Source organism: Pseudoxanthomonas helianthi (genome assembly GCF_017939625.1).
Classification (GTDB): Bacteria; Pseudomonadota; Gammaproteobacteria; order Xanthomonadales; family Xanthomonadaceae; genus Pseudoxanthomonas_A; species Pseudoxanthomonas_A helianthi.
The window spans coordinates 181150-203480 of record NZ_JAGKTC010000004.1 but is presented as its reverse complement, the minus strand read 5'-3'; the positions used below and the strand labels follow the sequence as shown (position 1 = coordinate 203480).

Here is a 22331-nt window from a genome sequence, read left to right as displayed (position 1 = left end):
TGGAGAACGAGATGTTGATCCTTACCCGCCGCGTTGGCGAAACCCTGATGATTGGCGATTCGGTGACGGTGACCGTCCTGGGCGTCAAGGGCAATCAGGTGCGGATCGGGATTACCGCTCCGAAAGACGTCGCGGTGCACCGCGAAGAGATCTACCAGCGCATCCAGCGCGGCGATGAAGCGCCCGCTCCGCGCAACACGGCGGAAACCACTTCCGACTGATCGGGAACCGGCGACGGGTTTGCCGTCTGCCGGCGCAACCGTTATCCTTCCGCGCCCGCCGTGCAGCGCATGGCGGGCACGTCGAACGGAGTGATGCCCGAGAGGCCGAAGGGGCTCCCCTGCTAAGGGAGTATAGGGTCAAAAGCTCTATCGAGGGTTCGAATCCCTCTCACTCCGCCAGTTCGACGCGAAGTTTGCTCAAGCGGCCGCATGCTTGACCGGAATCGATGCGATTCCGCATAATAGGCGGCTCACGCGCCCGTAGCTCAGCTGGATAGAGTACCTGGCTACGAACCAGGCGGTCGGGAGTTCGAATCTCTCCGGGCGCGCCAATACACGAAAAAGCCAGCGGGCATCCCGCTGGCTTTTTTGTTTTTCCGTCCGGCATCGCCGCAACAGCGCAGGCGTGGCCTCGCGCCGGCGGGGAAGGCGTTGAAGCAAGGCATGGGAAACGCGTTCGCGACGATGGCGGCCGGCGGCCTGCAGCCGCTGGTCGAGGTATTCGAAGAGGCCTTTGGCCGCGGCGCCGCCAGCCCTTCGGCGGTATGCGTGGGTGTCGCGGCATTGTCCGAATGGATGCCCTGGTCGGCCCAGGCGCAGCGGCTGCTCGATGCCGCCGACCGGCAGCGCATCTCGCGCAAGCTTCGGGAACAGGATCGTGGCGCCCTGGTCCTGGCCTACGCCTTGCACCGGTTGTTCCTCGCCCGCGTGCTGCAACTAGAACCCGGCGAAGTGCCGTTACGCCGCGACGACGCGGGACGGCCGTGCCTGGGAGCGATGCCCGGCTGCACCAGCTTGAGCCATTCCGGCGATGCGGTGGCGTTCGCCTACAGTCCGCTCGGCGTCGTCGGCATCGACATCGAGCCGCGCGAACGCAGCACGGGCATGGCGGACATCGCCGAACGCGTGTGCCACCCCGACGAATACGCGGCGCTGCCGGCCGCGGCGGCGCTCCGCAACGAGGCGCTGCTCGCCACCTGGGTCCGCAAGGAGGCGTTCCTGAAGGCGGCCGGTGTCGGCCTGGCCTGCGAAATGGACACGTTCTCCGCGCCCGAACAGGTCGTGCTGCATACCGGCGCGGCCGGGATCTCCGATGGCACCTGGGTGCGGCTGCAGGCCTTCGGGACAGACCCGGATTCCATCTTGGCGATCGCGGCACCGCCCGAACTGAAGGTCGACGCGCGGTGCCTGACGCCGCGGCGGGCGAATACCCATCACGCACTGCACGCATCGTCGGCGCGTACCGATCCGTTTGACCCTGCACGGCCCGCCATGGCCGGAAAAGCGCTTGCATGACGTTCTGATTCATACGAATTGAAGCGGTTGCAGCTTGCTCAGGGGAAAGCTGATGTCGTGGAATGCAGGACCAGGCGACGCGGCGCCGCGAGAGCGGCTGATCGTCCTCGACGAGGACGAATTCCACCCGTGGCGCATCCAGCCGGTGAGCCATGGCCTGGTCGGGCATCCTTTGCTGCAGCCGGCGTCCCTGGTCGCGCTGGGCAGTCGCCTCGAGGCGCGGGGCCGGGTGCGCACGCACAGCAACCAGGCCAGCGCAGGTACTCCGTTCAACGCCGCACCCGGCCTGCATCCCAATCGCAAGTCCGCTGCCGAAACCCTGTCGGGCATCGCCGATGCGCAGGCGTGGATGTCGCTGCTGAACGTGCAGACGGATCCCGAATATCGCGAGCTGGTTGGACAGGTGCTGGATGGCATCCAGCCGCTGATCGACCGGCATGACCCGGGCATGTGCCGCCGCGCAGGCTGGATATTCGTCACCTCGCCGAACACGGTCACGCCGTTCCATTTCGACGAAGAACACAACTTCCTGTTGCAAGTGCAGGGGCGCAAGCGCGTGTACGTCTGGGATCCGGACGACCAGGTCGTGGCCAGCGAACAGGCGCGCGACCGTTTCCACCATCGGCATGAGCGAGACCTGCTGCAATGGCACGAGGAATTCCGCGCGCGGGCCAAGGTCTTCGACCTGGAGCCGGGGCAGGGCGCCTACATGCCGTCGACCAGCCCGCACATGGTCGAGAACGGCAACGAACCGTCGATCACCATCAGCCTGACCTACTACACGGATGCGACGCGGCGCGACGCGATGCTGCACAGGGCGCATGCGTTGGTCCGCCGCGCCGGGATGACGCCGCCACGGGTGGGCCGGTATCCGGCCTTCGATGCGTTGACCTATGCAGGCATCGCGACGGTCTCGGCTTGCCGGCGCGCGGTTGCGGCGCTTGCGGACAAGCATGGTCCCGGTCCTTTCGCGCGCTATTCGCTGGTCGGAAACGAGGGCTGACGTCGTGCTGCTCGATATCCTGCCTTGCAAGTCCGGTACCGGAACCGGGTTGTTGCGGCAGCTGGAATTCCCGCTCGATGCGCAGGTGGACGCCGGCTTGCGCTCCGGCGGGCACGACGCGGCCCGGTGGCTGCGCCTTGCGCTGGCGCGGGTCGAATCGCGGCTGACCGGCCTCAATGCCGGAACCGACGCCGGGGAAGTGCCGGCATGGGCCGTCGTCGCTGGCGAATTCCCGGGGCAACTGCCGGCGCTATCGCAATGGCGACTGGCGGAAGGCAGGTTGGAGGTCGCATTCCGTGCACCGCTGACCGAAGCGGCCATCGATATCCTTGCCGATGGCGTGAAGCGGATACTGGCCGCCATCGCCGGTGGCGAAGAACCGCCCGAGAGCTTCGACCCGCTCGATCCGGGTGCGCGCGCGCGCGCGCTGGCTGCCGGCTGCAACGCCGATCATTCGGCGCGCCGTTACCGCAGCGTGCTCCAGCGGTTTTCCGAAATGCGCGATGCCGCGCCCACCGCGCCGGCGGTGGGCGATGGGGGCCATACGCTGAGCTATGCCGAACTCGATGCGCGTGCCGATGCGCTGGCGCAGCGCCTGCGCGTCGCGGGCATCGCGCAGGGCGCGGTGGTGGCCGTGCTGATGGAGCGTTCGACCAACGCCGTGGTGGCATTGCTCGGCGCGCTCAAGGCGGGTGCGGCCTACCTGCCGCTGGATCCGGCCCATCCGGGCGAGCGTCTGGCCCACGCCATCGGCGACGCCGGCGTGCGCGTGGCGTTGGTCGATGCGGCGGGTGCGAAGGCGCCGCTGCCTGCGGGAGTGGAGCGGATCGTCCTCGATGATGTACCGGTCGCGGCGGGTCTCGAAGCGCCGGACGTCGAACCGCGCACCGATCGGGATGCGACGGCCTACGTGATGTACACCTCCGGTTCGACCGGACAGCCGAAGGGCGTGCAGATCGCCCATCGCGGCATCCTGCGGCTGGTGGTCGACGCGGATTACATCCAACTGGGGCCGGATACCCGTTTCCTGCATGCCGCGCCGCTCGGGTTCGACGCCTCGACCCTGGAAATCTGGGGTGCGTTGCTCAATGGCGGTTGCGTGGTCGTGCACGCGGAAACGCTGCCGACCGGTGGCGGGCTGGCCGCCACGATCCGTCGGCAGGGCGTCACCCATGCGTGGTTGACCGCGGCGCTGTTCAACGCCGTGGTCGACGACGACCCACGCCATCTGTCCGGTTTGCGCGAACTGTTCATCGGCGGCGAAGCCCTGTCGGTCGATCACGTGCGCCGCGCATTGCGGGCGCTGGCGGGCTTGCGCCTGTGCAACGGTTATGGGCCGACCGAATGCACGACCTTCGCCGCCACCCACGCGATCGCCGCGCCCTTGCCCGACGACGCGACCGCAATACCGATCGGACGTCCCTTGCCGGATACCACGCTCTACGTGCTCAACGCCCGCGGCGAGCCCGTGCCGCAGGGCGTGGTCGGCGAGCTGTACGTCGGCGGGGCCGGGGTAGCGCGCGGTTACCTCAACCGGCCGGAACTCGATCGCGAACGCTTCGTTCCGGATGCCTTCGCGGAGGACGCGAAAGGCCTGCTGTACCGTACCGGCGACCTGGTGCGTTGCACGCCCGAAGGCGTGTTCGAATTCATCGGCCGCAACGACGAGCAGGTGAAGATACGCGGTTTCCGCATCGAGCCGGGCGAGATCGAATACGCGCTGGCGCGGCATCCGGCAGTGCGTGCCTGCGCCGTGCTGGCGCGCGCGGATCGCCCGGGGGATCGGCAGCTGGTTGCGTACTTCGTCGCGGAATCGCCCGCGCAACCGCCGACGGCGGCGCAACTGCGCGAGCACCTCGCGGCTACCCTGCCGGATTTCATGGTGCCTGCCCGCTACCTGCGCCTGGATGCGCTGCCGGTGACGGCGAACGGCAAGCTCGACCGTCGGGCCTTGCCCGCGCCGGATCGCTCGCGTCCGGAGTTGGCTGATGCATTTGAGCCGGCGCACGACGCGGCCGAGCGACAGATCTGCGAAGCGTTCGCCGAACTGCTGGATATCGATCAGGTCGGCCGCAACGACAACTTCTTCGCGCTCGGCGGCAATTCGCTGCTGGGGATGCGCCTGCTGGAACGCATCCGCCGCGCGCGCGGCATGGAGGCCGCGATTCCGCCGACCTTGCTGTTCCGCGAGCCGACTCCGGCGGGGTTGACAGCGGCGTTGGCCAGCGCGGGCGCTGACGCGATCGGGTCGGCGCGCATCGCCCGCGGCCGCGGCACCGATGCCTTGTCGCTGGCCGAGCCCATCGCCATCATCGCGATGGCCGGCCGTTTCCCCGGCGCCGGCGATATCGAAGCGTTCTGGCGCAACCTGTGCGAAGGCCGCGAGACGATCAGCTTCTTCGCGTCCGGCGAAATCGACCCCGGCGTGCCCGCCGACGAGCGCAGCGATCCGGCCTACGTGGCCGCGCGCGGCGTGGTCGACGGAGTCGAACTGTTCGATGCGGCGTTCTTCGGCATCAGTCCGAAGGAAGCCGAACTGATGGACCCGCAGCAGCGGGTGTTCATGGAACTGTGCTGGGAATGCCTGGAGCGCGCCGGCCACGTGCCGGACAAGGCCGCGGGACCGGTGGGCGTGTTCGCCGGCATGTACAACGCGACCTATTTCCAGCGCCACCTCGCCGCGCATCCCGACCTGATCGCCAAGCTCGGCGAATTCCAGGTCATGCTCGGCAACGAGAAGGATTACATCGCAACCCGCGTGGCGCACAAGCTGGGCCTGACCGGTCCGGCGGTCAGCGTGCATACCGCCTGCTCGACTTCGCTGGTGGCGATCTGCCAGGCCGTCGACAGCCTGCGTGCGGGTCGTTGCGACATGGCGCTGGCCGGCGGTGCGTCGATCAATTGCCCACCGCGCAAGGGCTACCTGTACCAGGAAGGCTCGATGCTGTCGCCGGACGGGCATACGCGCGCGTTCGACCTCGGCGCGCAGGGCACGGTATTCAGCGATGGTGCGGCGGTGGTGCTGCTCAAGCGTCTGTCCGACGCCATCGCCGACGGCGACGACGTCTTCGCAGTGCTGCGCGGCGTGGCCGTCAACAACGATGGCGGCGACAAGGCCAGCTTCACCGCGCCCAGCAGCGAAGGCCAGGCCGCGGTGATCGCGATGGCGCACGACGATGCCGGCGTGGAACCGCGCAGCATTTCCTACGTGGAGACGCACGGGACGGCGACGCCGCTGGGCGATCCGATCGAGATTGAAGGTCTGACCAAGGCATTCCGCCGCCGCACGGCCGATGCCGGTTTCTGCCGCATCGGTTCGGTCAAGACCAACATGGGCCATACGGTGATCGCGGCCGGCGCGGCCGGGGTGATCAAGACTGCGCTGGCGCTGCGCGAACGACGCATTCCGGCCAGCCTGCACTTCACCGCGCCGAATCCCGCACTGGCGCTGGACGGTTCGCCGTTCGTGGTCAACGACCGGCTGCAGGCGTGGCCCGATGGCGACGGGCCGCGCCGCGCGGGCGTCAGTTCGTTCGGCGTCGGCGGCACCAATGCGCACGTGGTGATGGAGGAGGCGCCGGAGCGGGCAGCGTCGGACCCGGCGCAGGGACCGCAGTTGCTGGTGCTGTCGGCGCGCACGCCCACGGCGCTGGCGCGTGCGGCCGCGAACCTGGCGTTGCATCTGCGCGCCGATGCCGAGGCGAACCTGGCCGATGTGGCCTGGACGCTGGGCGCAGGCCGCAAGGCGTTCGCGCATCGCATCGCGATCGTCGCGAACGACGCGGCGGATGCGGCCGGGCGCCTGGACAGCCCGGAAACCGCCGCCGCGATCGCCCGGGGTCGTCCGGCCCGGCATGGCGACGTGGCGTTCCTGTTCCCCGGCCAGGGCTCGCAGTACGCCGGCATGGGGCGCGCGCTGTATGCCGGCGAGCCGGCCTTCCGCGATGCGTTCGATGCCTGCGCCGACATCCTGCGAGGCGAACTGCGCTACGACCTGCGCAACGTGGTGTTCGGCGACGATGCCGATGCGCTGCTGCCGACTTCGGTGATGCAGCCGGCGATCTTCGCCGTCGAATATTCGCTGGCGCGCATGTGGATGGAGTCGGGTCTGCGCCCGGTGGCGATGGCCGGGCACAGCGTCGGCGAATTCGTGGCCGCGACGCTGGCTGGCGTGTTCAGCCTGGCGGATGCGTTGCGGCTGGTGGCCCGGCGTGGCCGCCTGATGCAGGCGCAGCCGCCGGGCGCCATGCTCTCGGTGCGGATGGCGGCCGAGGCCGTGCTGCAAAGGCTGCCGGCGGAACTGTCGCTGGCGGCGGAAAACTCGCCCGGCGCCTGCGTCGTCGCCGGGCCGCATGCAGCCATCGCGCAACTGCAGTCGCAGTTGGAAGGCGAGGGCATCGCTTGCCGCGCATTGAACACGTCGCATGCGTTCCATTCCGCGATGATGGAGGCGGTGGTCGCGCCGTTCCGCGCCGAAGTCGAAGCGGTGCCGCGCTCGGCGCCGCGCCTGCCGATCGTCTCCACGGTCAGCGGCGAATGGCTGGACGAAGCCACTGCGGTTTCCCCCGACTACTGGGCGCGGCACCTGCGCGAGCCCGTGCGCTTCGCGTCTGCGCTGGGCCGCTTGCTGGAGACCGAGACGCCGCCGGTGCTGCTCGAAGTCGGCACCCGCGCCACGCTGGCTGCGCTGGCGCGCCAGCATCCGGTGGTGCAGCAACGCCGCGCAGCCGTGGTGTCCTCGTTGGCCGACGCGCCTGACGCCGAGGCCGCCGGCATCCGTCTTGCTGCCGGCCAGTTGTGGTGCCAGGGCGTCGCCATCGATCCGAGCGTCTTCGATCATCGCGGTTCGCGTCGTCGCGTGCGCTTGCCGACCTATCCGTTCGAACGCCAGCGCTACTGGATAGGCGCCGCGGCGCCGGGCCACAACGTCGTCCCCCTTTCCGTCGTCGCCAACGAACCGCTTCCGGAACCGGCCATGCCCACGCCTGCCACGCCCACAGCACCGCCCGTCGCCAATCGCCTGCCGCGCTTGGTCGCGCAGCTGAAGGAAATATTCGAGGACGGTGCCGGCTTCGACCTGTCCGATGCGGACGAGGGCGCCAGCTTCATCGAGCTCGGACTGGACAGCCTGATGCTGACCCAGGTCGCGACCCAGTTGCAGAAGCATTTCGCGGCGAAGGTCACCTTCCGCCAGTTGATGGGCGAATACGGCAGCCTGGACAAGCTGGCGGCGATGCTGGACGCGAGCCTGCCGCCGGAAAGCGCGCCGGCGCCCGTCGTCGCGGCGCCAGCGGTGCATGCGACGCCCGTCGCGATGCCGATATCGGGATTCGCGCCGGTGGCGGCGCCCGTGGCCGCAAACGGCGATCTGCTGCGCAGCGTCATCGAGCAACAAATGCAATTGATGTCGCAGCAGCTCGCCCTGTTGGCGGGAACCGGCGGCGGTGCGGTGGTGCCGGCACCGGTCGTTGCTTCGGCGCCGCCCATGCCCTCCATCGTCCAGCCGGCAGCACCCGTGGCTGCGTCCGACGCGGAAGAAGAGGCCGCGCTGGCGCACACCAAGTACGACGTGAAGAAGGCGTTCGGCGCCATCGCCCGGATCGACAACAGCGGCCAGTTGCAGTTGAGCGAACACCAGCGCCGGCGCCTCGACGCGTACATGCAGCGTTACATCGCGCGCACACGCAAATCGAAGGAATACACCGTGCGGCATCGTCCGCGCATGGCCGACCCGCGCGTGGTCAACGGCTTCCGTCCGCTGACCAAGGAAATCACCTACCAGATCGTGGTCGAGCGCTCCAAGGGCGCGCGCATGTGGGACCTGGACGGCAACGAGTACGTCGACGCGCTCAACGGTTTCGGCATGAGCCTGTTCGGCTGGCAGCCGGATTTCGTCGTGGACGCGGTGCGCCGGCAGCTCGACCTGGGCTACGACATCGGGCCGCAGCATCCGCTCGCCGGCGAAGTCGCCGAGCTGGTCTGCGACGTCACCGGCCACGACCGCGCGGCGCTGTGCAACACCGGCTCCGAAGCGGTGCTCGGCGCGTTGCGCATCGCCCGCACCATCACCGGCCGCGAAACGGTGGTGGTGTTCAATGGCGCCTACCACGGCATCATCGACGAGATGATCGTGCGCGGCACCAAAAAGCTGCGCGCGGTGCCGGCAGCGCCGGGCATCCTGCGCAACACCGCCGAGCACGTGCTGGTGCTCGACTACGGCACGCCGGAGTCGCTGCAGATCATCCGCGAGCGCGCCCACGAGATCGCCGCGGTGCTGGTCGAGCCGGTGCAGAGTCGGCGCCCGGATTTTCGCCCGGTCGAATTCCTGCGCGAATTGCGCAAGATCACCGAGGAGTCCGCATCGGTGCTGGTGTTCGACGAGGTCGTCACCGGCTTCCGCGCGCATCCGGGCGGGGTGCAGGCGCTGTTCGGCATCCGCGCCGACCTGGCCACCTACGGCAAGGTCGTCGGCGGCGGCTATCCGATCGGGGTGATCGCGGGCAAGCGCGAATTCATGGATGCGCTGGATGGCGGGCAGTGGGAATACGGCGACGATTCCACCCCGACCGTCGGCGTGACCTATTTCGCCGGCACCTTCGTCCGCCACCCGCTGGCGCTGGCCGCGGCCAAGGCGGTGCTCGAACACGTCAAGCGACAGGGCCCGCAGCTGCAGGAGCAGCTCAACGCCCGCGTCGATGCGATGGTCGCGGAGATGAACGCGTTCTGCCGCGATGCCGGCGCGCCGATCGAGATCCGCCATTTCGCTTCGGTGTGGAAGACCTTCTTCCTTGAGGACCATCCGCTGCAGGACCTGCTGTTCGGCATGATGCGCAGCCGCGGCGTGCACATACTCGACAATTTCCCCTGCTTCCTGACCACAGCGCACGACGAGGCGGATTTCCGCACAATCGTCGATGCGTTCAAGGCGTCCGTGGCCGAATTGCAGGAATCCGAGTTCCTGCCGCGCCACGCGGCCACCCCGCGCACGGTGATGGATGCCGACGAACCGATCGTGCCCGGCGCGCGCCTCGGCCGCGATGAAGACGGACGTCCGGCCTGGTTCGTGCCCGATGCGGATCGCCCCGGCAAATACCTGAAGGTGGCCGGATGACCGCCCTGGCGCGCAAGGAGCAGCGCGAAGCCGTCGAATACGATCCCTTCGCGGGCGGCGAACTGGCGCGGGTGGTGCCGACCACCGAGCCGCAGCGCGAAGTGTGGCTGGCGGACCGGCTGGGCGAGGACGCGTCGCTGGCCTACAACGAATCGGTGAGCCTGCGCCTGCGCGGATCGCTGGACGAAGCCGCACTCGCCGCCGCGCTGCAGGCGCTGGTCGAGCGCCGGGATGCATTCCGCGCCAACTTCGGCCCCGATGGCGAAACCTTGTGCGTGCGCAAGTGGGCGAACCTCGCGTTCTCGCGCTTCGACTTCTCCAGCCTGGATCCGGCAGCGCGCGCAGCGGCGCTGGCCGAACGCCAGCGGCGTGCGGTGGATACACCGTTCGCGTTGGATCGCGACACGTTGCTGCGCGCGGAACTGGTCCGCCTGGATGCCGAAGAGCACGCCTTGTTGCTGACCGCGCACCATATCGTCTGCGACGGATGGTCGTGGTGGATCCTGGTGCGCGAACTCGGCACGCTGTACGCGCAAGTGCGGGACCAGGCCGTCGAAGGCCTTGCAGCCCCGGCCTCCTTCGCCGATTACGCCTTGCAGCTGGCCCGGCAATCCGGCGGTGTCCGCACCGAAGACGAGGCCTACTGGCTGGCGCGTTTCGCCGACGGCGCGCCAGTGCTGGACCTGCCGCTGGACCGGCCGCGGCCGGCGCGGCGCGGCTTCGCCTCGAAGCGCGAAGACCATCTGCTCGACGCCGAACTGCTGACCGCGATCCGTGCGATGGGCGCGCGCCGTGGGGCCAGCCTGTTCGCGACGCTGCTGGCCGGATTCGGCGGCTTGCTGGCCCGGCTGTGCGGCCAGTCCGACGTGGTGATCGGCATTCCCGCCGCCGGGCAATCGGTCGACGGGCACGACGACGTGGTCGGGCATTGCGTCAACCTGCTGCCGCTGCGCTGCGACGCCGCGCCGGACAAGCCATTCGCGGCGCTGCTGCAGGAAACCCAGGCCGGCCTGTTCGATGCGCTGGAGCACCAGCGCTACACCTTCGGCACCCTGCTGAAGAAACTGCGCGTGGAACGCGATCCGTCGCGCCTGCCCCTGGTCGGAGTGATGTTCAACATCGACCAGGCGCTGGACCAGCAGGCGGGCGCGTTCCCCGGCCTGCTGATGGAATTCGAAAGCAATCCGCGCAGCCACGAGAACTTCGAGTTGTCGGTCAACGCGGTGCAGACCCGCGATGGCCTGCGCCTGGAATGCCAGTACAACACCGACCTGTTCGACGACGGCACGGTGCGGCGCTGGCTGCGCGCCTACGAAAGCCTGCTGCGCGGCGCGGTGCAGCAGGCCGATGCCGAACTGGGCCGCTTGCCGCTGGTCGATGCGCAGGGCCTACGGGAGCTGGCCGCGCTGCAGCCGGCGGCCACGCCGTTCCCGGCGCACGCGGGCATGCACGAACTGTTCGAAGCGCAGTGCGAACGCACGCCGGAACGGATCGCGGTGCGTTGCGGGCAGCAGGCGCTGAGCTACGCCGGGCTGGAAGCGCGGGCCAACCGCATCGCCGCGCTGCTGCGCGCGCGCGGCGTGCATCGCGGCGCGCTGGTCGGGCTCTCGGTCGATCGCGGCGTGGACATGCTCGCGGCCTTGCTGGGCATCCTCAAGACTGGCGCCGGCTACGTGCCGCTGGATCCGGCGTTCCCGCAGGAACGGCTGGCCTATATGGTCGGCGATGCCGGGCTGGCCGCGCTGGTCACACAACGTGAGCATGCCGGACGCTTCGACCTGCGCGGACGCCCGGTACTCATGCTGGATGCGCTGGAACAGGAACTGGCCGCGGCTTCGCCGGCGCGCGCGGCGCGCGAATCCGTCGATCCGGAAGCGGCCGCGTACGTGATCTACACCTCCGGCTCCACCGGCCAGCCGAAGGGCGTGCAGGTACCGCATCGCGCGGTGGCAAATTTCATCGCGTCCATGCAGCACGAGCCTGGCATCGTCGACGACGACCGGCTGGTGGCGGTGACCACGCTGTCGTTCGACATCGCGGTGCTCGAGCTGTTCCTGCCGTTGAGCGTCGGTGCCGAAGTGGTCATCGCCGATCGCGAGACCGTGATGGACGGCGAACGGCTGGCGGCCTTGCTGGATGAAAGCGGCGCCACGCTGATGCAGGCGACGCCGGCGACGTGGCGGATGCTGCTGGATGCGGGCTGGACGGGCGACCCGGATTTCCGTGTCTTGTGCGGCGGCGAACCCTTGCCGCCGGCACTGGCCCAGGCGCTGCTGTCGCGCTGCGGCGAGTTGTGGAACCTGTACGGCCCGACCGAAACCACGGTGTGGTCGACCTGCTGCCGCGTGCACGATCCGGAGCGCGGCATTTCCATCGGGCGTCCGATCGCCAACACCACGGTGTGGATCCTCGACGCGCAGCGGCAGCCCTGTCCGCTGGGCGTGCCCGGCGAACTGTGCATTGGCGGCGACGGCGTGTCCCTGGGTTACCTGGGGCGTGCCGAGCTGACCGCGGACCGTTTTCTCGCCGATCCCTTCGACAAGCGTCCGCAGGCGAAGCTGTACCGCACCGGCGATCGCGCGCGCTGGCGGTCGGATGGCACGCTGGAACATCTCGGCCGGCTCGACTTCCAGGTCAAGGTCCGCGGCTATCGCATCGAGTTGGGCGAAATAGAAACCGCACTGGCCGCATGCCCCGGCGTGGATCAGGCGATCGCGCTGGTGCGTGAGGATCGCCCCGGCGATGTGCGCCTGGTGGCTTATGCGGTGGCGCAACCGGACGTGACACTGGATCCGCTCGATCTGCGCCAAAGGCTGAAACAGGCCCTGCCGGAATACATGGTGCCGCAGCACGTAATGCCGCTGGAACGCATGCCGTTGCTGCCGAACGGCAAGATCGACCGCAAGTCGTTGCCGTCGCCGATCCAGCCGGCTTCCGGCGAAATGGCTGCATCCGCCACGGCCCTGCCGGCGACGACGGACGCGCCGCGCAACGGCATCGAACGCCGGGTCGCCGCGGCGATGGGGCAGGTGCTGGGCATGCCCGATATCGGCGTGCACGACAACTTCTTCTCGCTGGGCGGACATTCGCTGCTGGCCGCGCAACTGACCTCGCGGCTCAACCGCGAATTCGGCGCGTCGCTGAGCTTGCGCGCGCTGTTCGACGGTCCGACCGTCGCGCAGCTGGCCGCGGCGATTTCGGCAAGCCCCACGCAGGAAGCGCCGCGTCCGCCGGTTTTACCGCGTGCCGACCAGCGCGAGGCGCCGTTGTCACTGGTGCAGGAACACATGGCGCAGCTGGAGCGGATCAATCCGGGCCAACTGGGCTTCAACACGCCTTCGGCGCATTGGCTGACCGGTCCGCTCGACCATGCCGCGTTCGAACAGGCGTTCGCCGACCTGATGCAGCGCCAATCGGTGCTGCGCACGACCATGGAAGAGCGCGATGGCGAATTCGTCCAGGTCGTGCACGAACGCATTGACACGGGGCTGGCGGAAATCGAGGATCTGAGCGCGTTACCCGCAGAGCAGCGCGAGCTGGCGCTGGCGCAGCGCATCGACGCGCTGATCGCCACTCCCTTCGAGCTGGTCGGCGCGCCATTGTTTCGCGCGCGCCTGTTCAAGCTGGAAGAAACGCGGCACGCGCTGTTCTTCATGACCCACCACATCGTCTGGGACGGTTGGTCGTTCGATCTGTTCTATCGCGACTTCGCCGAGCTGTACGCTGCGCGCTGCGAGGGTCGCGAAGCGCGGTTGCCGGCGCTGCCGGTCAGCTACGGCGATTTTTCGGCCTGGCATCGCGGTTTCGTGGACAGCGTCGAGTACGCGCGCCAGCGCGATTTCTGGCGCCAGCGCCTCGGCGAAGCGCTGGCCGATGGCGAGCCGGCGCAGGATCTTTCCGGCGGTCGCGGCAACCGGCCGCTGGTCGCCGTCGAGGGGGGAAGGACGCGACGCTTCCGCATCGACCGTTCCGTGGTCGACGGCCTGCGCGAGCTGGGCCTGTCGCTCGACGCCACCCTGTTCATGGTGCTGCTGGCCGCATACTTCGTCCTGCTGCAGCGCTTGACCGGGCGCAGGAACCTGATCGTTTCCTCGCCGGTGCGCGGCCGCAACAGCGCCGAGGTCGAGGACCTGATGGGTTACTTCGTCAGCGTGCTGCCGCTGCGCGTGCGCCTGGACCCGGGCATGCCATTCGCCGAAGCGGTGGCCAAGGTCAGGGAAGTGGTGCTGGAAAGCTTCGCCAATCCGGACATCCGCCTGGAGGAAGTGGTTCGCGAGCTGAGCCTGCGCGGTGAGCGCAGTGCGTTGTCGCTGTACCAGGTGATGTTCACCCTGCAGGACATCCGCCAGCGCGTCACGCGCTGGGGCGGGTTGACGCACGAACGATTGGAGGTGGCGCAGCCGGGTTCGACCGAAGACCTTGGCCTGTCGCTGATCGAAGACGAGGAAGGCGTGCTGGCCAATCTGTTCGTCGGCGCCAATGCCTTGCCCGGGGAAGATGCCGGCGCATTGTGCGAAAGCTATCTCGCCGTGCTCGAAACGGCGTTGCGCGATCCGCTCGCGCGGATCGATGCGCTGGCGGTGGCGTCGCCCGCGACCCTCGAGCCGGCCACCGCAATCCCCGCGGCCGGAACGCTTCCGCAACCCGCGCCGGAACCGCAGGCAACGGACGAAAACCAGGACCCGCGCGTCGCCTATTTGAGCCGGCTGTGGTCGGGCCTGCTGCAGGCGCCGGCCGGCGCCGACGACAACTTCTTCGATCTGGGCGGCCATTCCCTGCTGGCCATGCAGATGGCCGCTCAGGTCGCGCGCGATACCGGCGTGCGCCTGAAGATGTTGCCGCTGGCCACACTGACCCTGGGGCAGCTGGCGCTGGAACTGCCGCGCTCCGCGCCGGCCATCGCCCCGTCGCCGCCGGCTCGCGCCCTCACGGGCGCAAGAACCGCGGGAAAGACCGGCACTGCGATGTTCTTCGGCAAGCCGCATCGCCGCCTGTACGGCATGTGGCACGGCGATGGCGCCGCGAACCGGAACATGCTGATCGTGCCGCCCTTGCTGCAGGAAGGCATCGTCAGCCAGCGTGCGCTGTGGACGCTGGCCGAGGCGCTGGCGACCGCGGGAACGCCGGCGCTGCGCTTCGACTGGTACGGCAGCGGCGATTCGGCCGGAGACAGCGATGCATTGTCGCTGCCCGGTTTGCAGGACGACCTGGCGGAAGCGACGGCGTGGCTGTCCTCGGCCAGCGCAGACGCGCGAATCCGCACGCTGGCACTGCGCAGCGCCTGCCTGCCGGTGCTCGCCGCCGCGACGTCTGCGGGCGAAGCGGTGGACCTGGTGCTGTGGGATCCGGTGCTGGAAGGCGCGGGCATGCTGTCCGCCTGGCGACGCACGCATGCCAGCCAGTTCGCCGAGGTGGGTCGTTATCGCAAACCGATGCCCGTGCCGGAGAAAGACGATGAACTGCTCGGTTTCGATGTCGACCCGGGATTCATCGACGAACTATCGAAGCTTGATCTGCGCCGCCGCGCGCTGCCCGCGGGCAGTCGCCTGCGTCTGGCGGTGTGGCAGGAGAACCCTGCATTGAACGAATACATCGCGATGCAGGCCGCCGCCGGCGTCGATGCGAGCCTGCACGTGCTGGCGACCCAGGACCAGCCGGCCTGGGACGATCCGAACCAGATCGAGAAGCAGGCGTTCCCGCGGCGCAGCGTGATCGAACTGGCCAACCTGCTGGCGGAGGCGCGCGCATGGCCGCGCTGATGCAAGCGCCGCCGGCGTCGGCGAGCGAGGAGGACGCGGTGCTGGAATCGGCGCACGAATTCGGCCCGGGCCTGGTCGGCGTACTGACCCGGCCGGCGACCCAGGTGCGCGGCAAGGCGGCGCTGATCCTGTACAACGCCGGCCTGGTCCAGCGCTGCGGTCCCTATCGCATCCAGGTGAAGCTGGCGCGCGAACTGGCCCGGCGCGGATTCGTGGTGTTGCGCTTCGACCAGGGCGGGCTGGGCGACAGCGCCGCCTCGCGCCTGGCCGATCCGGTGCGCAAGCGCAGCGAGGCGACGGCCGCCGCGATGGATCTGGTGACGCGGCAGACCGGCCTGGACCGTTTCGTGCTGGGCGGCATCTGTTCCGGCGCCGACGATGCGTTGAACATCGGACCCGACGATCCGCGCGTGGATGGACTGATGTTGCTGGACGGCGCCGCCTACCACACGCGCGGTTACCGCCTGCGTCGCTACCTGCCGCGGCTGTTCCGTCCCAGCGCCGTGATGCATGGATTCGGTCGCCTGCTACGGCAGCGAAAGCCGGTCGAAGTCCGCGCGATCGATGCGGACGACTACCGCCACTTCCCCGATCGCGTGGAAACCACGCACCGCCTGCAGGCCCTGGTCGGTCGCGGCGCCCATGTGCTGTTGCTGTACACGGGCGGCAACAGCCGCTACTACAACCATCGGCGGCAGGCCAGGGAATGCTTCGGCGCGGTGGTGGATTCGCCCGGATGGACGGACCTGTACTGGGAAGATTGCGACCACACGTTCTACCTGCGCGAACATCGCGAACGGCTGTTGCGGACACTGGGCGAATGGATGCAGTCCCGGTACTCGGCTTGAGCAACGCGGCCGTTGCCGCGCGAGGAAAGTTCGCGGCGCTTGCCGGCTTCGTGGCGATGGCCCTGGCCGGGCACGCGGCCGCCGCCACCTATACCGTCGGGCCTTCCGGTCGCCAGTACACGCAATTGTCCACGCTGTTCGAGCGCGTGGACCTGGCGCCTGGCGACGTGGTCGTGGTCGACGGCAACGCCATCTACCGCGGCGGCATCGTGGTCGGCGACGACGATGGCGGCGACGCGAAGCGGCCGGTGACGATCCGCTGGAGCCGCACCGCGGGACAGCAACGGCCGAAACTGGTCGGCGGCGTCAACACGATCAAGTTCGAGCAGTCCAACCACGTGGTGTTCGAAGGTTTCGAAGTCAGTGGCGGCTCGCGTTCGTGCCTCTTCAGCGAAGCGCACGACGTCACCGTGCGTGACGCGTACGTGCACGATTGCCCTTCCCACGGCATCCTCGGCGCCGACCGGAATTCGGGTTCATTCACCCTGGAATACAGCGAAGTCGCGCGCGCCGGCGCCGGCGATACCCGCCACGCCATCTACATGCAGTCCGACGAGACGGCCTGGCCGGGCGCCGTGTTCCGCATGCACCACAACTACGTGCGCGACGCCACCGGCGGCGTGCTGGTGCGGGTCCGCCACGAGCGCGCGGAAATCCACTACAACTGGATCGAAGGCTCCGACCTGCACGAGGTGGAACTGATCGGGCCCGATTGCGAAGCGCAGAAGCCGGGCTGGAACGCCAACCTGCGCCGCGAGGACGCCGAACTGGTCGGCAACGTCATCATCCACGATGCGCGCAGCCGCTCCGGCAGCGCCCTGCGCATCGGCGGCGACCTCAACGGCCGCAACCAGGGGCGCGTGCGCCTGGTCAACAACACCATCCTGTTCCGGCGTGCGGGGCCGGTCACCGCGGTGCTGGTGCAACTGGGGCAGGGCTCGCTGGAGATGCACAACAACGTCGTCTACCAGCCGGGCGCGGGCTCGCCGACGATCGTTCGCGAGAACGCCGCCAGCTCGGTACGCAGGCCGTTCTGCGGGCCGCTGGGTCGCGAGCCGTGGAGCGAGGGCCGCAAGGTCGCGGGCAGCCGCAACTGGGTGCAGAACAAGGCGACGGGCGTTCCCCGCGAATGGTTGGAGACCCTGCGCGGCGGCGACCCGTTATTCGTGGATGCAGCCCATCGCCGGCTGCGGCCGCGGCCGGGGAGTCCATTGCTCGGCGCGGGCAATCCCGCGCCCGTGGCGCCGGTCGCATTCCCGTTCCCTGCGCCCCAGGCACTGCCGGCTTTCGAGCCGCCGCAGGGGCGAAAACCGGCGCTGGGCGAAAGGCGGCCGCGCGTCGTACCGGCTGGCCGGATCGCCATCGGCGCATTGGAACAGCAGTAGGCGGAGACCGCCGGAACCGGGTTCCGGCGGTTCCCGCCGGAGGCCGATGTCCTGCCATTTCCTGTCCTGTCGGCGCCCATGCCTGCGTTGTTATGGGAACGAGATCAGGCGGTACTGGCCGACGCGCGTCGAAGGCCATGACCAAGGCGGGCGCAGGGAGCGCCGAAGCAGGGGAGGCCCAGTCGTGGGGACGGTATGGCACCAGCATTGATGACGATCCGGCGCGGTAGCGCGGTTGCGCCATTGCGGCGACGTGCGGGGTTGGGTAGCGAATCGAGGACGGCACGATGAAGTCCAGCCCTGCACGCCGCAAGGCCAATGCTGCCCGGATCCTCTGGCTGATCGAAATGGTGGTGATCTTCGCCGCGGTGATGATCGCCGGCTGGCTGCGCTTCCACGCCGATCGCGAATATGGGCAGGTCTTCGCCGAGCAGGCGCCGGTCCGCGCCGTGCTGGTGGCCTTGTTCATCACCGGTGCGATGACGGCCTTCGGCCTGTACCAGCCGCACCTGCGCCATTCGCGGATGGACTTCGCGCTGCGCATCGCGTTTTCCTTCGTCTTCGGCGGCGTCGCGCTCGCCGTCCTCTATTACCTGTTCCCGCCGGCCTACATCGGTCGCGGCGTGCTGGTCATGTCGCTGGCCGCCAGCGCGATCGGAGTGCTGCTGGTCAGGTTGGCCTGGGTGCGCGTATTCCATTCGGGCGTGCTGAAGCGGCGCGTGCTGGTGTTCGGCGCCGGCGTCAACGCCGACCTGATCAATTCGCGCATGCGCCGCAAATCCGACCGGCGCTCGTTCACGGTGGTCGGCTTCGTGCCGGTGCCGGGACAGACGCTGCAGGTTTCCCAAGAACTGCTGGTGCATCCTGGCGAGGCGGGCCTGGCGGAACTGGTCGAACGCCTCGGCATCGACGAACTGGTGATCGCGCCGGACGAGCGTCGCGGCGGATTGCCGATGGAAGAAATGCTGCAATGCGCGCAGGCGGGCGTCGCGGTGACCGACGTGTCCAGTTTCTTCGAGCGCGAAGCCGGCATGGTCCAGCTCAACGTGGTCGATCCGTCGTGGCTGGTGTTTTCGGGCGGCTTCGACCATTCGGCGCCGCGCCGGTTGAGCAAGCGCTTCTTCGACCTGGTCGCGGCGGGCTCGCTGCTGCTGGTGTCGTGGCCGCTGATGCTGCTGACCGCGCTGGCGATCTGGCTGGAATCCGGTGGCCCTGTGCTGTACCGGCAGGTGCGCGTCGGCGAGCGCGGCAGCCACTTCACCCTGACCAAGTTCCGCAGCATGCGCGTCGATGCGGAGAAGGGCGGCGTGGCGGTATGGGCCAGCCGCAACGACGACCGCACCACGCGCGTGGGCAAGTTCATCCGCAAGACCCGGCTGGACGAGCTGCCGCAGCTGTTCGCGGTGCTGCGCGGCGACATGAGTTTCGTCGGCCCGCGCCCGGAGCGCCCGCAGTTCGTCGACATGCTCAACGGCGAGGTCCGCTATTACGGCGTGCGCCATTGCATGAAGCCCGGGCTGACCGGCTGGGCCCAGTTGCGCTATCCGTACGGCGCCTCGGTGCGCGACGCGGAAGAGAAGCTGAAGTTCGATTTGTTCTACGTTAAGAACCACGGCCTGGTGTTCGACGTGATGATCCTGCTGCAGACCGTCGAAGTGGTGATGTTCGGCCGCGGCGCGCGCTGAAACGCGCCGTGCCTTCAGCGAGGCAGCATCCCGCGCAAAGCACGGCGCGCGGCGAACGGCAGCAAGCGCAGCAGCTCGCGGCGTACCTCGCGATCCTGGGTCAGACCCCACGAGCGCCGGATCAGGCGCATCGCATCGGACCAGCGACCGCGGATCAGCATGCCGCGCGCGTTGCGGGCGTAGGTGGAAGCGAGCGCGCGGTCCAGGTCCTGGTCGTCGAGCACGCCGCGCGCGCCGGCGATCGCGCGTTCGACCACCCGCACGTAGTCGTCGTAGGTGCCCGGGTCGGCGGACAGGCCGTCGTGGCCGCGCATTGCGCGCACCAGCGGCGCCTCGACCACGCCGATCGGCCACCGCCGCGCCACGCGCAGGTGGAAGTCGATGTCCTCGGCGGTACGCAGGCTTTCGTCGAAACCGCCGATATCCTCGAAGACTTCGCGCAGGAACATGGCCGACGCGGGGGCCAGCGCCGGGTTGTGGATCACCCAGCGCAGCGCGGGGCCGTCTTCGCGGATCGTGTCGCGGCGGCGCAGGATGTCGATCGCGTTGCCGGCGGCGTCGACGCGTTGCACGTCGCACAGGGCCATGCCCAGGTCGGGGCGCGCCTGCAGCAGGGCCAGTTGGCGCGCGGTCTTCTCCGGCAGCCATTCGTCGTCGCTGTCGAGCAGGGCGAAGTAGCGGCCGCGGGCCAGGCGCATGCCGTGGTTGCGGGCCGCGGAAACGCCGGCGTTGGCCTGCCAGACGTAGCGAATGCGTTCGCCATAGCGTGCGTGCAACGCGTCGCCGGTGCCGTCGCTGGAACCATCGTCGACGACGATGATTTCGTCGATCGGCACGGTCTGCGCCAGCGCGGTTTCGATGGCGCGGATCACCAGGTCGCGCCGGTTGTACGTGGGTATAATCGCTGAAATTCGGATCACGGGCGCCATGCTTAAGGAAGCCTCCAAGAAGTTCTTATATGCCAGTGGGCTGCTGGGCTTCTACCACCGCATCCGCAACGCGAACACGCTGACCGTGGTCATGTTCCACCGCGTGCTTCCGCCCGACGATCCCCGCTGGAGCAGTTGCGATCCCGATTACACCCTGGCGACCGCCTGGCTGGAAGCGTCGCTGGCGTTCTTCAAGCGCCACTACCATGTCGTCTCCCTGCAGCAGGTGTTGGATGCGCGGCGCGGCAAAGGCTCGCTGCCGCCGCGTGCGTTGCTGATCACCTTCGACGATGGCTGGTCCGACAACGCGGACCATGCCTTGCCGGCATTGCGGCGCGCGGGCTTGCCTGCGCTGATGTTCGTGGTGTCCGATGCCGTCGGCACGCGGCAGCCGTTCTTCCAGGAACAGTTGATCGGTGCGTGGCGGCGCGGCGTGTTGACCGTGTGCGAGCTCGCCTCCGCGCTCGGCGCGGCCGAGGGGGTAGGCGAGTCGATGGGGGCGTTGCGCAAGTTGATCGCCCGTCTGGAGGAACTCGATCCCGGCCAGCGCGAACGCGTATTGGCGCCGTTCTCCGACCGGCTCGACGACGGCCATCGGCACATGGTCGACGCGCAGGACCTGCATCGGCTGCTGCGGGGCGACGTTGCCCTGGGCCTGCACGGCAAGACGCACACGCCGATGCGGCAGGCGGTCGACCTGGATGCCGAACTGGGTGGCGCGCGCGCCGCGCTGGCCACCGCGCTCGGGCAGCCGGATGCGAATGCGGCGTCGATGTCGTTTCCGCACGGATCGTTCGACCGGGACATCGCCGCGCGTGCGAGCGAGGCCGGCTACGAGCTGGTGTTCACCAGCGTGCCGGTATTGAACCCGACCGCGCCGCAGCTCGGCTGGCTGCTCGGCCGCACCGGTTTCGAAACGGACACGGTGGTGGATGGCCATGGCAGGTTCCGTCCCGACCTGCTGGCGCTGTACCTGTTCCGCAAGCCGAGCCAACGCCTGGCCTAGGCGCCGCGGCGTGGCGACGGATCGCGGAGGTTCATTCATCCTCGTCCGCCGAAGTCAGGAACCATGCCGCGGATGCCGCGGGCGAATCCGCCCGGGTCCAGCGCAGGAACACCGGCCGATAGCCGCGCGGGCGGAAGCCGCAGGCCCGCCAGCCGCGCAATTGCGCATCGCTGGCGCGGATCTCGACCGAAACCGAAGCATGGCCCTGACGGTGCGCGGCGCGAAGCAGCGCGGCGATATGGTGCGCGGCCATGCCGCGCGCGCCGTCGGCCGACCAGAAGTCGCATACGTGCAGCATGTTGTCCGCGGCCTGGACCGCGAACCATGCGTCGAGCATCCGGTCCCGCGCGCGCTCCAGCAGCAGGTAGTGGGTGGTGGCCAGCGGCGAGTCGTCGAAGCGCCAGCGCAGGTGCGCGGCATCGCGGACGGCGACGACGTCATCGCCCTTGGGCGACGCTTCCCACAGCGCGTCCACGCGCGGGTCGACCTCGTCGCTCCAGTGCGCGCGCAGGCGCGGGCCGCGCAGTGCGTGCCAGGCGTCCAGGCAAGCCATCGCCACATCCGCGATCCATCCGGCAGGGGTCGCCAGCCAGCGCGGCAGGTGCGTGCGCATGTATCCGGCGTGGCGCAATACGCGCGCGTACCGGCACAGGGTGAACGGTTGGCGGTAACCGATGCGCTTGAATACCGGACCGGCTTTCGGATTGGGAAAGCCGTACAGCACGTCGAGGGCCTCGTCGGCCGCCGAATCCATCAAGCCCTGCTGCAGCATCAGCGCGGGTCCGAGCGAGCGGTGTTCCGGCAGTACCGCCAGGTCCACCAGTACGCCGGCGCGCAAGGCGCTTCCTTGCCAGTGCAGGCGACGGCGGCCCGCGGTGGCGGTGCCCACCGGCGCGCCCGTGTCCGTCGCGCACAACAGTTGCAGCAACGGTTGCCCATGCGGACAGCGCAGGTAGAACCAGTCGTACTTCGCCGCCATCCGCTCGTTGCGGCCGAGGTTGCCCCGCCATACCGCGAGCGTGGCCTCGCGGTCGCGCGCTGGTTCGCCGGCACGCACGACATAGGACGACGTCGCCGTCGAAGCCATG

At 68.9% G+C, this 22331-nt stretch carries 11 protein-coding genes and 2 tRNA genes; 11 read left to right on the top strand and 2 right to left on the bottom strand.

Annotated features, from left to right (window positions below; translation table 11 throughout):
• The first annotated feature begins 11 nt into the window (after positions 1 to 11).
• The 10 genes from csrA (at position 12) to J5837_RS15815 (ending at position 19308) form a co-directional block, all read left to right on the top strand.
• Positions 12 to 221 (top strand): carbon storage regulator CsrA, encoded by a 210-nt coding sequence (csrA, locus tag J5837_RS15860; RefSeq protein WP_210537910.1) that lies wholly within the window; start codon positions 12 to 14, stop codon positions 219 to 221.
• A gap of 87 nt (positions 222 to 308) precedes the next feature.
• Positions 309 to 401 (top strand) — tRNA-Ser (locus tag J5837_RS15855).
• 75 nt (positions 402 to 476) lie between these two features.
• Positions 477 to 553 (top strand) — tRNA-Arg (locus J5837_RS15850).
• A gap of 100 nt (positions 554 to 653) precedes the next feature.
• Positions 654 to 1517 carry a 4'-phosphopantetheinyl transferase family protein gene (locus J5837_RS15845; RefSeq protein ID WP_210537761.1) on the top strand — a complete coding sequence of 288 codons (864 nt, stop codon included), beginning with the start codon at positions 654 to 656 and terminating at the stop codon, positions 1515 to 1517.
• A gap of 52 nt (positions 1518 to 1569) precedes the next feature.
• Entirely contained in the window at positions 1570 to 2520 is a 951-nt protein-coding gene (locus J5837_RS15840; RefSeq protein ID WP_210537759.1) for a cupin-like domain-containing protein, read from the top strand.
• Positions 2521 to 2524: 4 nt separating this feature from the next.
• Positions 2525 to 9631, top strand: coding sequence for an amino acid adenylation domain-containing protein (locus J5837_RS15835; protein WP_342345560.1), 7107 nt, complete (start codon positions 2525 to 2527; stop codon positions 9629 to 9631).
• Positions 9628 to 15390 carry a non-ribosomal peptide synthetase gene (locus J5837_RS15830; protein WP_210537755.1) on the top strand — a complete coding sequence of 1921 codons (5763 nt, stop codon included), beginning with the start codon at positions 9628 to 9630 and terminating at the stop codon, positions 15388 to 15390. The genes J5837_RS15835 and J5837_RS15830 overlap by 4 nt, the downstream gene beginning before the upstream one ends.
• Positions 15378 to 16238: a serine aminopeptidase domain-containing protein gene (locus tag J5837_RS15825; RefSeq protein WP_210537753.1), complete on the top strand. Its 861-nt coding sequence runs from the start codon at positions 15378 to 15380 to the stop codon at positions 16236 to 16238. The genes J5837_RS15830 and J5837_RS15825 overlap by 13 nt, the downstream gene beginning before the upstream one ends.
• Positions 16211 to 17623 (top strand): right-handed parallel beta-helix repeat-containing protein, encoded by a 1413-nt coding sequence (locus J5837_RS15820; protein WP_210537751.1) that lies wholly within the window; start codon positions 16211 to 16213, stop codon positions 17621 to 17623. Before J5837_RS15825 ends, J5837_RS15820 begins: the two co-directional genes overlap by 28 nt.
• Before the next feature lie 287 nt (positions 17624 to 17910).
• Positions 17911 to 19308, top strand: a complete 1398-nt coding sequence (locus J5837_RS15815) for a TIGR03013 family XrtA/PEP-CTERM system glycosyltransferase (RefSeq protein ID WP_280518238.1) — start codon at positions 17911 to 17913, stop codon at positions 19306 to 19308.
• 14 nt (positions 19309 to 19322) lie between these two features.
• Here the strand turns inward: J5837_RS15815 and J5837_RS15810 are convergent, their stop codons facing one another.
• Entirely contained in the window at positions 19323 to 20228 is a 906-nt protein-coding gene (locus J5837_RS15810) for a glycosyltransferase family 2 protein (RefSeq protein ID WP_210537749.1), read from the bottom strand.
• Positions 20229 to 20235: 7 nt separating this feature from the next.
• Between J5837_RS15810 and J5837_RS15805 the strand changes: the two genes are divergently transcribed.
• Positions 20236 to 21243: a polysaccharide deacetylase family protein gene (locus tag J5837_RS15805; protein WP_210537748.1), complete on the top strand. Its 1008-nt coding sequence runs from the start codon at positions 20236 to 20238 to the stop codon at positions 21241 to 21243.
• 31 nt (positions 21244 to 21274) lie between these two features.
• On the opposite strand, the gene J5837_RS15800 is transcribed toward J5837_RS15805, so the two are convergent.
• Positions 21275 to 22330, bottom strand: coding sequence for a GNAT family protein (locus tag J5837_RS15800; protein WP_210537746.1), 1056 nt, complete (start codon positions 22328 to 22330; stop codon positions 21275 to 21277).
• Position 22331 lies beyond the last annotated feature (1 nt).

Excerpts from the sequence above, each read along its gene's own strand:
- csrA (WP_210537910.1), top strand. The coding sequence starts at position 12 with ATGTTGATCCTTACCCGCCGCGTTGGCGAAACCCTGATGATTGGCGAT.
- J5837_RS15840 (WP_210537759.1), top strand. The coding sequence starts at position 1,570 with ATGTCGTGGAATGCAGGACCAGGCGACGCGGCGCCGCGAGAGCGGCTG.
- J5837_RS15830 (WP_210537755.1), top strand. The coding sequence starts at position 9,628 with ATGACCGCCCTGGCGCGCAAGGAGCAGCGCGAAGCCGTCGAATACGAT.
- J5837_RS15825 (WP_210537753.1), top strand. The coding sequence starts at position 15,378 with ATGGCCGCGCTGATGCAAGCGCCGCCGGCGTCGGCGAGCGAGGAGGAC.
- J5837_RS15820 (WP_210537751.1), top strand. The coding sequence starts at position 16,211 with ATGGATGCAGTCCCGGTACTCGGCTTGAGCAACGCGGCCGTTGCCGCG.
- J5837_RS15815 (WP_280518238.1), top strand. The coding sequence starts at position 17,911 with ATGAAGTCCAGCCCTGCACGCCGCAAGGCCAATGCTGCCCGGATCCTC.
- J5837_RS15805 (WP_210537748.1), top strand. The coding sequence starts at position 20,236 with ATGCTTAAGGAAGCCTCCAAGAAGTTCTTATATGCCAGTGGGCTGCTG.
- J5837_RS15800 (WP_210537746.1), bottom strand. The coding sequence starts at position 22,330 with ATGGCTTCGACGGCGACGTCGTCCTATGTCGTGCGTGCCGGCGAACCA.